Source organism: Enorma massiliensis phI, from assembly GCF_000311845.1.
Lineage (GTDB): Bacteria > Actinomycetota > Coriobacteriia > Coriobacteriales > Coriobacteriaceae > Enorma > Enorma massiliensis.
In genome coordinates this window covers 374,284-386,608 of sequence record NZ_HE978574.1, presented here as the reverse complement: position 1 = coordinate 386,608, position 12,325 = coordinate 374,284, and the positions used below count along the sequence as shown (strand labels likewise).

Here is a 12,325-nt window from a genome sequence, read left to right as displayed (position 1 = left end):
CGCTCCCCCGCTTGGGGAGTCGGGTTACGGCTCAAGCGCGTTCAGTATACGCTAAGGAATAGAGAATCGGAACCTGCCCGAGCATAGTTCGACTCGCAACATGCGACAATGGAGGCATCTATCGCGCAAAGGAGGACTCGTGGCCCACGTACTTGCCGCAGACATCGGAAACACCACCGCTCGATTTGGCCTGCTCGAAACGGCCAAAGCGGGTGCTGAGGGCGCCCCAAAGCTTCTCAGCGCATGCGAGGTCACCACGCGCCAGCCCATCACGGCAGACGAGGCGCGCATGCAGCTCGGGCAGATTCTCAGCGAGCTGACGGGCAAGGCATCCTCGCGCGGAGGCACGTGTCCTTCTCCCGAAGGCTCCATCCTCTCTTGCGTGGTTCCCACCCTCACCGGCGCATGGCACCGAGCGCTTGCGGACACCGTTCCTGGCAGGCAGCTCGTGGTGGGACCCGGCTTGCGATCGGGCGTTAAGCTGCGGTTCAACGACCCTTCTGAAGTCGGGCCAGACCGCATCGCGGACGCCGTCGCGGCACGCGCCGCCTATGGAGCGCCCGTTGTGGTGGTTGACTTGGGAACCACCACAAACTTCGAGGCGATTGATGCCAGCGGTGCGTTCTGCGGAGGCATCATCTCGCCGGGTGTTGCGCTCGGAGCGCGGTCACTCGCCGAAGCCGCGGCGCGCCTGCCCATTATCGAGCTTCGCGCACCCGAGCGCGTGCTCGGACGCTCTACGCGCGAAGCCATGCAGTCTGGCGTCGTGCTCGGAGAGGCGGCGCGCATCGATGGCTTGCTCGATGCAGTGCTTGCCGAGCTTGCGAACAACGGCAAGAGTGCACGCGCCAGATTGGGCGAAGGCTCGGCTGCGCATGAAAACGAGCGCGACGAAGCCGATGCAGGTGCCGCCGCGCCGGTGGCCATTCCCATTGTCATCACGGGAGAGAATGCCGGCGCCATCGCCGCGCTCCTGCACCACCAGACACTCGTCGACGACGCCCTTACCCTTCGGGGGCTCGCCCTCATCTGGCAGGCTAATCAACGAGGATAGCGCTGGGCAAGCGAGGCACGGCGGGCCACAGCATGGCGTCGCGGAGGCACAGCGCGGCAGAGCACGCTCGCTTGCCTGCACAGCGCCGCCGCTGGCACACTCGCTTGCCTGCACAGCGCCGCCGCTGGCACATTTGCAACCCGCGCGGCCCCACGGGGAAACGCATCTCAGCGGAAGAGACGCGGCGCAGCCCCGCGACAGGCTCATTCGGCTCATTCGCTACCTAAATCAGGCTGCCACGTGCCGCTTAACAAACTTGCATGCCGTTTTACGCAATAAGGCGAAGAAAAATGCTTCTTATTGCGTAAAACGGCATGCAAGTTTGCAACAGACGCTTCAACCACGTGCAAGTTTGCTAATGTGCGATAAAGAAGTAATAGAAGTGTAAAAAATTTTGCCGTTCCTATCCGGCACTTAGGGCTGTGTCGGATAGGTCAGGCGTTAGGCTTCCGGCAAGTCTATCTTGCCGACAAAGCTGTAATAAATCTCAATGTCCTGCCTGCGGGTGCCGTTCTCGTCATAGCTGCACTCATGCACGACGATTTTCTCAATCATTTCCCGCAAGAGGGTGGGGGTCAATTCTTCAAAAGCAAGGTGCTTTCTCACAATCCCCATGAATTTCTCGGCGTTGACGGTGGCGGCCTGCGACTTGGAAAGTTCCTCCTGCAAAGCGGCAGCCCGGTCTTTCAGTTCCCGCTGCTCCTGCTCATAGTCCGCCGACAGCTCCATGAAACGCTCGTCGCTGATTTTGCCGCTTACATTGTCCTCATACAGCCGCTTGATAATGCGGTTCACTTCGGCAATGCGTGTCTGGGCCTGTTCAAGCTGCTTCGTGGCTGCGGCGGTCTTTCTCTTGCCGCCGATTTCGTTCTGCTGGATGAGCAGCTTTACAAAGCGGCTCTCATGCCTGGCGGCGTATTCCGTCACTTGCCGGAGATTGGAAAGCACGCCCGCCGTCAAAAGGTCGGTGCGGATAAAGTGTGCCGTACAGTCACGGGTACGCTTCTTGTAGCTGCCGCAGATATAACAGTCCTGCTTGCGGTTCTTGTTCTGATACCGCTGCTGATACAGCACATGGCCGCAGTCGGCGCAGAACAGCATACCAGAGAACAGCCCCACTTCATCATAGCGGTTCGGGCGTTTTCGCTGCTTGCGTAACTCCTGCACACGCTCCCATGTTTCCGTGTCGATAATCGGCTCATGGTGATTTGGGAAGATAGCCTGCTTCTCGATGGGGTTCTCAACGCTGTGCTTGACCTTGTAAGAGGGCTTCTCCGTCTTGAAGTTTACCAGACAGCCAGTGTACTCCCGGTTTTCCAGCAGATGGACGACGGTGTTTGTCGCCCACTTTCGCAATAGCCAGCAATGAACGCTTGCATTGCGCAAGACGTTACATTATCTTCTGAAACATATAGCGCACCTTGTCCAGGCGGCTGTTTGGACGGCGGGGCTGGATGACTGGCTTGCCGACAGCGGCCTGATACCCTTTCAGTTCTGTAAGGCATACGCTCTGCCCGTTGGTGTAAAAGGCCAGATCAGTACGGTATGCCTGTATACAGCGGGCGGGAATCTCGCCAGTAAAGACAACTTCATCCTTTTTTACCTGGACCGTTTCGATGGTGGCACAGTATTTCGGTGCATCATGATAAGCCCTGGAAAGATATTCCCGGGGCGCATAGAGGGTGAAGGAGAGATAAGGTTCCAGCAGTTGCGTCCCTGATTCCTTCAATGCCTGTTCCAATACAATCGGGGCCAATGAGCGGAAGTCCGCCGGCGTGCTGACCGGACTGTAATAAAGCCCGTATTCAAAGCAAATCTTACAGTCCGTTACGTTCCAGCCGAACAAGCCCTGCTCCAGCCCGTAACGGATACCATCCCTGACAGCGTTTTGAAAACTCTGGTTCAAGTATCCCAGCGAAACCCGGCTCTCGTATTGTACACCGGAGCCAAGCGGGAGTGGTGTAACAGACAGTCCGATGGATGCCCAAAACGGGTTGGGCGGCACCTCGATATGGATGGTGTGGCTGGCTGCTTTGAGCGGCCGCTCCATATAAATGACGGTGGGTTCCTTTACCACTGTTTCAAGCTTGTATTTTTCCGACAGCAAAGCGGAAACAACCTCCAACTGCACCCGGCCCAAAAAAGAAAGAATGATCTCATGGGTGATGGAATCCACCTCGCAGCGCAAAAGCGGGTCAGTATCCGCAAGTTGCGTAAGAGCGTCCAGCAGCCGTTCTCTTTGCGCTGCCGTTTTCGGCGCAATCGACGTCCGCAGCATGGGGAGGGGGTCCTCACGCCACCTTTTACGAGGGAGCCGGGTTGGGTCCCCTAATACATCGTTTAACCTCACGCTGTCGCTGGGAAGGATAACAATTTCACCCGGATAAGCGGTGTCTGTCCGAACAATTTCCCCTTTGGATGGAATACGCATCTCTGTGATTTTCAGCTTTTCTCTCCCGGCCAGGGCCACCGTATCCCGCAGGCGCAGCGTTCCGCTGTATAGCCGTAGATAGACACGCCGCTGGCCGCAATCTGTATACTCCACCTTGAAAACGCTGCCGCATAGGGCGGCGCTCCCCTGTTCCCCAATCGGTTGGAACAGCCCTGTCACCGCATCCATCAACGGTTGAATGCCAAGGCCCTTTTTGGCGCTGCCATAATAGACCGGGAACAGGGAGGCGTCTTGAACCCGCCGCTGTTCCTCCCGCACAAGTTTTTCCCGGCTGATTGGTTCTCCTGCGATATACTTTTCCAATAATTTATCGTTATTTTCGATGACCGCATCCCATGCTTCTATGTCGGTATTTTCCTCCAGGACTATTTCCGGGGACAGCGACACCGTCTGCTTGATGATAATATCGGCGGAGAGCTTATCCCGAACAGACTGAACCACGCTCTGCAAATCAACGCCAGCCTGGTCGATCTTGTTGATAAAGATAACGGTGGGAATGTTCATTTTCCGCAGGGCATGGAACAGAATACGGGTCTGGGCCTGCACGCCATCTTTAGCGGAGATCACCAAGATGGCCCCATCTAAAACAGCCAAAGAGCGGTACACCTCCGCCAAAAAATCCATGTGGCCGGGCGTATCCACAATGTTGACTTTACATCTGTGCCACTGGAAGGAAGTGACTGCCGCTTGAATGGTAATCCCACGCTGCCGCTCCAAAAACATGGTGTCCGTCCTCGTTGTCCCTTTTTCGACGCTCCCCGGTTCTGAAATGGCTCCGCTGGCATATAGCAGGCTCTCCGTCAAGGTCGTCTTTCCAGCGTCTACATGGGCAAGAATTCCAATATTGATTATTTTCATGTGATTGTCCTCCCTTTACTGCCCCGAAGGGCATAAAAATCCCCAGCAGTAAAATACTTTTACCACTGGGGATGATAATTTGCGGACATACACCTGTTTGTGAGTGCTGTTTTTGGGGATATGTCAAAATTGATAAGGCAAAAGTATTCTTAAATTGGGTACAAAAAACTAAGCCCCTACAAAAGGGACTATCATAATCCTTTGTTCCCACTATTTGATTATAGTTTTATTTAAGAATACCTTGCCGCATATTTTTTACTCCTTTTCTGTTATTGAATTATTATATCACATCAGTTTTAGGAAAACAAGTATCTAAAAGAAATTTTTCTTCCCCTTATATGTAACAATCATACCGGCTTCCTAACGTTCAGAATGGTTTCTACTGTCTGCTGCGGTGTTTGGTTGGAATTGTCCAGCCAAAAGCCGATCCGTGGTGTTGTCTGCATTTTACTAAATACAAATTCAATGTATACAGAAAGAAATATATAAGGAGTGGGAGGGATTCCGCCGTAGTCGGCATTGTAGGAAAATCCAAAAGTTTAGATTTTCTCAAAATGCTTATCTTTTGGTCTTTGGTTCGGAATAGTGTAGTGCTGGCGGTCTATCTATTGTTTTCGGTTGCTTGCTTCTTTACCGTACATGAGCATTTGTAGCGGGCTTGTCAACTACTTCTTCGTCCTGCCGTCGCCGGTCGCTCGATAGTCGCCCGGAGCGAGCGTGGAAGGCGTAACGCCTCCCACGGAGAGCAGATAGACAAGCCGACCCGAAGTGAGAACGTCATGCATGGAAAACCGCACCACCGGCATGCCGAGCAGCGTTAGATGCGACTCGCGCCGACGCTCACGCGCGAGCACCTCAGTCGTGCTCCGCCCCTGTGTGAGTTCGGGGTCGTCATACTTATCCAATCCGTCGAGTTCACCCAAGGCCGCAGATCCGTCTTTCAGAAGGAAGAGGAAATCTGGCCGCACCTCTCGCCAGGGCTCAACAGGATCCGAGAATGCAGGCTGGATATCAGACGGAGGCATGCCCGCCTCAATCATCACGGCGCGCGCAATCGACTCGCCGCCGCTCTCTGCCCTTCCATCGGCAAAAGCCGCGGCACGCCGAGCAATCGCGGCGCCATGCTTCGATCCGGAAAGCTCCTCAACGATGAATTTCAGAACGTCCCGATCGATATCGAACGTGCGGAGCAGCCCATCCGCCACCGCCAGCGCATCTGCAAACGGCGCCGACGCCATACTATCCACCGCGGCCTCTACCAGCGATATCACACGCACACCATCGACGCAGGTAATCTCGTGTGGCGTCATGCCATGCCGCTTGAGCATGCCTCGGCTCTTTGACGGCGCGGATGCCTTCGTAACGCAATGAACCGCATCGAGAAGATGGTAGGAGACGGGCAGGCCATGGATGAGCGCCGCGCTATGGGAGCAGAACACTATATCCTGGTCGCGTGCAGCAAGCGCCCGCACGATATGAAGGTGCCGCGCATCGGGCCGCAGCGCATTCCAGTAGTCGTTCGTTGCGAACAGACGTGGGAACGGCTCCACCACGACACCCTGAGCAACGTGCCGCCGCAACAGCTGCACCTCATTCCGGTCGCGCGCGGCAAAGCACCTGCCACGCCCTTGCTCATCACGAATGAGCTGCTCAAGCTCCGCCCAGCGCTTCGACCTCCGCATAGCGCCACCCCCGACCACGAGACTGAGTTTGTAGCGCTCATTCTACATGCCGAATTACGCAATAAGACGGAGAAAAATGCTCCTTATTGCGTAATTCGGCATGAAAGATTCATTTTGTCGTTTTTACGCCCGAGAACGCCGCCCGGAGCGGGCACCCTCCGCAAAGAGAAGCGCCCCCGCAGCCGGCTCCGCCCAAAATCGGGCGCCCATGCAAAGGGGAGCGCCTTCGCAAGGGGGGCGCCCGACATCATCAGGAGGTAGCAGCGCCGCCCGCAGACGGCTGAAAGCGGCATCACCCGACCCAGCTGAAAGTAGCGGCGCCGCCCGCCCCAACCGAGAGAAGCGGCACCGCCTGGCACCGCCCGGCGCCGGCAGCATCGTCGGGCACCGGCAGCGCTACTTGACTCCCTCGCCCAAACGCTCGGCCACGGCCGCCACGGCGTCATCGGTAACGGCACCGCACGCAGAACACGAGCCGCCGGCCGCGCCGGCACCGCCGCGCGCGCCACTCCCCGCATCATCTCCGTGATACGGCCGAAACTTGCTGTCATCCATATCCATCGCAAGCGGCTTCACGCTCTCCATGGTGAAGCCCTTCCCTGCGCGCAGGTTCTCCTTCGCCACGCTGATCATGAGCTTGATGCGGTTGAGCTGGTTCACCTCCGAAGCACCCGGGTCGTAGTCCACGGCCACGATGTTGCTCTCGGGATGCTGCCGGCGCAGCTCCTTGATCACGGCCTTGCCCACCACGTGGTTCGGCAGGCATGCGAACGGCTGCGTGCAGATGATGTTCGGCGCGCCGTGGTCGATGAGGTCGAGCATCTCGGCCGTAAGCAACCACCCTTCGCCCATGTTGTTGCAAAGCGAAAGAACCTGCGTGGCCTTCTGAGCCATCACGCTAATGGGCTCGGGGCGCTCGAACCGGGCACTCCGCTCCAGCAGCTCGTCCACGGGCTTGCGCATCCAGTCGACCAGGCCGATAACGGCATCCATGGTGGCTCGCGATGCAGCGGAGCTCCCCAGCTCGTCCTTCTGCACCTTGGCATTCGACATGGAATACAGGAAGAAGTCGAGGAGCCCCGGCACCACGGCCTCGCAGCCCTCGGACTCAATGACCTCGACCACGTGGTTGTTAGCCGTGGGGTGGAATTTGACGAGAATCTCGCCTACTACGCCCACGCGCGGCTTGGTGCCCTCGCCCACGAGCGGCAGCGTATCGAACGCGCGGATCGCCTCGCGCGAGAGCCGCGTGAACGAACGGCGCGTGAACTTGGGCGCGAGCTTGCGGGCGCGCTCCATGTATTCCTCGAAGAGCGCGTTGGCAGAGCCCGGCGTGGCCTCGTACGGGCGCGTGCGGTAGAGCATCTGCATCATCACGTCGCCGAAGAGCACGCAGTACACGGCGGCCTTGAGGAGGTTCGGCGTGAGCTTGAAGCCGGGGTTCTGCTCGTCGAGCTTCACCGCGGCCAGGCTGATCACCGGCACCTGAGGATTACCGCTCTCGCGCAGCGCCTTGCGGATGAGCGCGATGTAGTTGGTGGCGCGGCAGCCGCCGCCCGTCTGCGAGATGATCACGGCGGTGCGGTTAAGGTCGTACTTGCCGCTCTCGATAGCCTCCATGATCTGGCCGGTCACGAGGATCGACGGGTAGCAGATGTCGTTGTTCACATAGCGCAGGCCCGCCTCCACGGCGCCGCGGTCGGTAGAGGGCAGCAGCACGAAGTTGTAACCCGCCGCCTTCATAACCTCTTTGACCAGGTCGAAGTGGATGGGCGCCATCTGCGGGCAGAGAATGGTGTAGCCCTCCTCGCGCATCTCCTCGGTGAACTGCACCTTGGGGAAGGCGGCCGAGTTGGCGCGGCGCTGCGCGGAGAGTGCGTACTTGTGCGTAGAGAATGCCGGGGCATCCTCGCTCGGCGCCACGGGGGCGGCGTCGCCCTGCTCGTAGGCCTCGCCGGCGCGGGCGGCCTCAGCGGCGCGCTCCGCCTCCTGGTCCTTCAAGGCAGCCATGAGCGAGCGGATGCGGATGCGCGCAGCGCCGAGGTTCGAGACCTCGTCGATCTTGAGCACGGTGTAGATCTTGCCGGAACCCTCAAGAATCTCCTGCACCTGATCGGTGGTGAGCGCGTCAAGGCCGCAGCCGAAGGAATTGAGCTGGATGAGGTCCAAGTCGTTGCGAAGCGTCACGAGCTTAGCCGCACGGTAGAGGCGGCTGTGGAACATCCACTGGTCGACCACGCGGATGGGGCGGTCGGGTTTCACGAGGTGCGCGACGGAATCCTCCGTGAGCACCGCGAAGCCGAAGCTCGTGATGAGCTCGGGCAGAGCATGGTTGATCTCCGGGTCGTTGTGGTACGGGCGCCCGGCGAGCACGATGCCGTGGCCGCCGTGCTCTTCAATCCAGTGAATGGCCTCCTCTCCCATCTCCTGGATGCGCTCATGGAAGCGCGCGTCCTCCTCGTAGGCAGCGTTCACCGCGGCGTCGATCTCGGAACGGGTGATCTTGGGCCCGCGCACGCGGCCGCGGCCCTCCTCCGCATCCTGCACGCGCTCGAGGGCGATGAGCTCGTACAGACGGCGCTTGAGCTCGATCTTGTCGTGATACGGCACGAACGGGTACATGAACTCGACGTTCTTGCTCGCAATCTCGTCGATGTTGAGGCCCAGCGCCGTGGGGTAGCTCATGACGATGGGGCAGTTGTAGCAGTTGCCCGCTGCCGGGTCTTCCTTGCGCTCCCAGCGGATGCACGGCATCCAGATGAAATCGACGTCCTTGTCGATGAGGTTCATCACGTGGCCGTGGCTGAGCTTAGCCGGGTAGCACACGGACTCGGATGGCATGGACTCGATGCCCGCGTCGTAGGTCTTCTTGCTCGAATCGTCCGAGAGCACCACGCGGAAACCCAACTTGGTGAAGAACGCATGCCAGAACGGATAGTTCTCGTACATGTTGAGGGCGCGGGGGATGCCCACGGTGCCGCGCGGGGCGTCCTCCTCCGCCAGCACGGAGCGGTTGAAGAGCAGGTCGTTCTTGGCAGCGAAGAGGTTCGGCACCTCCTGCTTCTTGGCGTGGTTGCCCGCGCCCTTCTCGCAGCGGTTGCCGGTAATGAAACGACGGCCGCCACCGAAATCGTTGATGGTGAGCTGGCAGTTGTTGGAGCAACGGCCGCAGCGTGCATGACGCTGGGTCACGGTAAGGGCGGCGATCTCTTCGGCGGAGAGGATGGTCGAGGTACCCTCGGCGCCGGCGCGGTCGCGCGCGAGGAGCGCCGCACCGTAAGCGCCCATGCAGCCCGCGATGTCCGGACGCACGGCGTTCACGCCGGTAAGGAGCTCGAAAGCGCGCAAGGTGGCGTCGCTCATGAAGGTGCCGCCCTGGACGATCACCTGCGTGCCGATCTCTTTAGGATCACGCAGTTTGATGACCTTGAACAGGGCGTTCTTAATCACGGAGTAGGACAGGCCCGCAGCGATGTCGCCCACCGTGGCGCCTTCCTTCTGCGCCTGCTTCACGCGGGAGTTCATGAACACGGTGCAGCGGCTGCCCAGGTCGACGGGCTGCAGGGCGCCGATGGCTTCGCGAGCGAATTGCTCGACATCCATATCCATGGACACGGCGAAGCTCTCGATGAAGGAACCGCAGCCCGAGGAGCAGGCTTCGTTGAGCATGATGTGCTCGATGACGCCGTCCGCCACGCGCAGGCACTTCATGTCCTGACCACCGATGTCCAAGATGAACTGCACGCCCGGCAAGAAGGCCTTCGCACCGCGCAGGTGAGCAACGGTCTCGATCTCGCCCGAGTCGGCCTTGAGCGCCTCGATGAGGAGCGCCTCACCGTAACCCGTGGTGGTCACATGGCCGATGGTGCAGCCCGCGGGAATGTGCGCGTAGAAATCGGCCATGATGGTCTTGGCCGTGCCCAAGATGTCGCCATTGTTGTTGCCATACCAGGTGTAGAGGAGCTGGCCGTCCTCGCCCACCATTGCGGCTTTCATGGTGGTGGAACCGGCGTCCAGGCCGATGAACACGCGGCCCTCGTAGCCCTCGAGCTCGCCGCGCGGCACGACTTCCCGGTCGTGGCGCTGCTTGAACTCCTTGTAGTCGGCATCGGTCGCGAAAAGCGGGTCCAGGCGCGCCACCTCGGAGCCCTGGGTGTCGCCGAGCGCATCAATGGCGGCAATGAGCTCGGGGAAGGTGCTGAGCTTTTCGGACTCGTGCGCCATGGCGGCGCCGCTTGCTACGAAGAGGTGCGCGTTCTCGGGCACGATGCGATGTTCCTCGTCAAGCTCGAGCGTGATGTAGAAGCGCTCGCGCAGCTCGGAGAGATACTGGAGCGGGCCGCCGAGGAAGGCCACGTTGCCACGGATGGGGCGGCCGCACGCGAGGCCCGAGATGGTCTGCGTTACCACCGCCTGGAAGATGGACGCGGCCACGTCCTCCTGGCGCGCGCCCTCGTTCAAGAGCGGCTGCACGTCGGACTTGGCGAAGACGCCACAGCGGCTCGCGATGGGGTAGATGGTGGTGGCACCCTTGGCGAGCTCGTTCAAGCCGGAGGCGTCGGTGTGGAGCAGCGTGGCCATCTGGTCGATGAACGCGCCCGTACCACCAGCGCAGGTGCCGTTCATGCGCTGCTCGATGCCCTGGTCGAAGTAGATGATTTTGGCGTCCTCGCCGCCGAGCTCAATTGCCACGTCCGTCTGGGGAATCATGGTCTCCACGGCGCGCTTGCTCGCGATGACCTCCTGCACGAACTCAAGACCGAGCCACTGCGAAAGGAGCAAGCCGCCGGAGCCTGTAATGGCACAGGTCATCTGCGCCTCGGGAAGCACCGCGGCCGCCTGCACGAAGAGGTCGCGGGCGCAAGCGCGCACGTCGGTGTGGTGCCGCTGGTACTTGGCATAGACGATTTGGTTGTCATCGTTCAGCACGGCGAGCTTGACGGTGGTGGATCCCACGTCGATGCCTAAATGCAGGTTGCTTGTTGCGGCATCAGGATTCCAGATTGCACCGTCTGATACCGCGCCCGCCGTCGCGCCCGGCGCCTCGGCAGCCATCTCCTGCTCGGGCATCTCGTCCACTTCGCCCATCACGGGAATCTTAACCATTGAAGTCCTCCTTGATGTCAGCATCATCCGTTGCGTCATCTAGCGGGCCGAAGAGGTTCAGCCCCATGAGCTTCATGCCGTATTCCGGCACGTTGATATCAATCGGCTTGCCATAGAGGTCGCCCGGGCGCACGAACGCCGCGACCGTCATGATGCGCGCCATCGTTTCGGGGGTCTCGCGCAGCCCCCTCGCGAACCACCTCTGTACGATGCCCATTTCCGCGGCGACCACGTAGGCAAGGTAGTAGTCGAAGAATGCACCGAGCACGCCGGGGAAGATGCCCGTTTTCATGCGATCGGCAACCGTGTCGCGAGCGATATCCATGATTCGCTGGACGAACGCAGGGTCACCGCCCGGGCCCAGCAGCGCACCGATCACCGCACCGTCGCGTTTCAGATAGGCGAGCAGCTCGACGGAGCCCGGTGCGGGCTCGAGCTCCTCGATGTTTCGGTACAGAGAGGCAAGATCCGCCGCGGCCACGCGGGCGATGCGAGCGCGAATCTCGTCCAAGATGTTCGCCTCGACCTGCTCGATGAAATCAGGGATATCGCGGTAATGCGTGTAAAACGTGCGGCGCGTGAGGCCGGCGCGCTCCGTGAGCGCGGCGACCGTGACCGCATTTACGTCCTCGCCATCGCTGACCAGCTCTGCAAGCGCCCGGCGCAGCATACGCTGCGAACGCAAGCTGCGGCGATCGCATTTAGCGGGCGCCGGAGTCGCGGGAGCCATCGAAAGGGTTGCCGGGGGCACCTGCCGGACCGACTCCGCCGCAGGTGCTGTTACCGCTGCTGATGCAGATGGAACCATATACCATCTTTCTCGTGTGCGAAGGCCCATTCCTTCACGCGCTGAGTATTATTGCACACAGCGTGCAATATCATTCACACGCGCGCCGGCATCGCCGCGTCTTCACAAGTGTTAGGAGCTTGTTAGCGCTGTGACACGCTTGCCGCAACCAACCGGAGGAACAACGCGGCGCTTTTGCGATTCGTGAGTATCTGTCGCCGCCGCAGGCGCCCGCTGTCACCGCAGGCTCCCCCGCCGCCAAGGGCATCTCGCCACCGCAGACATCCGCCGTCACCGCAGACATCCGCCGTCACCATATGCCCGATTGCCCCCGCCGCCAAAAAACTCCCGCCAAAGGATCGAATTTCTCTCGCCCCACGCAGTAG

General features: G+C 60.0%; 6 protein-coding genes. 1 reads left to right on the top strand and 5 read right to left on the bottom strand.

What is annotated here, in order from left to right; all coding sequences use genetic code 11:
• The first annotated feature begins 139 nt into the window (after nucleotides 1-139).
• On the top strand, nucleotides 140-1,054 hold the full coding sequence (locus HGEM_RS01565; RefSeq protein ID WP_019127644.1) for a type III pantothenate kinase: 915 nt from the start codon (nucleotides 140-142) through the stop codon (nucleotides 1,052-1,054).
• Nucleotides 1,055-1,495: 441 nt separating this feature from the next.
• Here HGEM_RS01565 and HGEM_RS01560 read toward each other — a convergent pair whose 3' ends face one another.
• From HGEM_RS01560 to HGEM_RS01540, 5 genes are all read right to left on the bottom strand, one after another.
• Entirely contained in the window at nucleotides 1,496-2,440 is a 945-nt protein-coding gene (locus HGEM_RS01560; RefSeq protein WP_081580766.1) for a DUF4368 domain-containing protein, read from the bottom strand.
• A 4-nt stretch (nucleotides 2,441-2,444) separates the two neighbouring features.
• Nucleotides 2,445-4,364, bottom strand: a complete 1,920-nt coding sequence (gene tet(W) / locus HGEM_RS01555; RefSeq protein WP_000691721.1) for a tetracycline resistance ribosomal protection protein Tet(W) — start codon at nucleotides 4,362-4,364, stop codon at nucleotides 2,445-2,447.
• 665 nt (nucleotides 4,365-5,029) lie between these two features.
• Nucleotides 5,030-6,046, bottom strand: a complete 1,017-nt coding sequence (locus HGEM_RS01550) for a hypothetical protein (protein WP_019127642.1) — start codon at nucleotides 6,044-6,046, stop codon at nucleotides 5,030-5,032.
• 396 nt (nucleotides 6,047-6,442) lie between these two features.
• Nucleotides 6,443-11,152 (bottom strand): 2-hydroxyacyl-CoA dehydratase, encoded by a 4,710-nt coding sequence (locus HGEM_RS01545; RefSeq protein ID WP_019127641.1) that lies wholly within the window; start codon nucleotides 11,150-11,152, stop codon nucleotides 6,443-6,445.
• Nucleotides 11,145-11,960 carry a TetR/AcrR family transcriptional regulator gene (locus HGEM_RS01540; RefSeq protein WP_338081877.1) on the bottom strand — a complete coding sequence of 272 codons (816 nt, stop codon included), beginning with the start codon at nucleotides 11,958-11,960 and terminating at the stop codon, nucleotides 11,145-11,147. Before HGEM_RS01540 ends, HGEM_RS01545 begins: the two co-directional genes overlap by 8 nt.
• Nucleotides 11,961-12,325: the final 365 nt, after the last annotated feature.

What these genes read in the sequence shown, in the direction of transcription:
- HGEM_RS01550 (WP_019127642.1), bottom strand. Translation starts at nt 6,046, where the DNA reads ATGCGGAGGTCGAAGCGCTGGGCGGAGCTTGAGCAGCTCATTCGTGAT.
- HGEM_RS01545 (WP_019127641.1), bottom strand. Translation starts at nt 11,152, where the DNA reads ATGGTTAAGATTCCCGTGATGGGCGAAGTGGACGAGATGCCCGAGCAG.
- HGEM_RS01540 (WP_338081877.1), bottom strand. Translation starts at nt 11,960, where the DNA reads ATGGTTCCATCTGCATCAGCAGCGGTAACAGCACCTGCGGCGGAGTCG.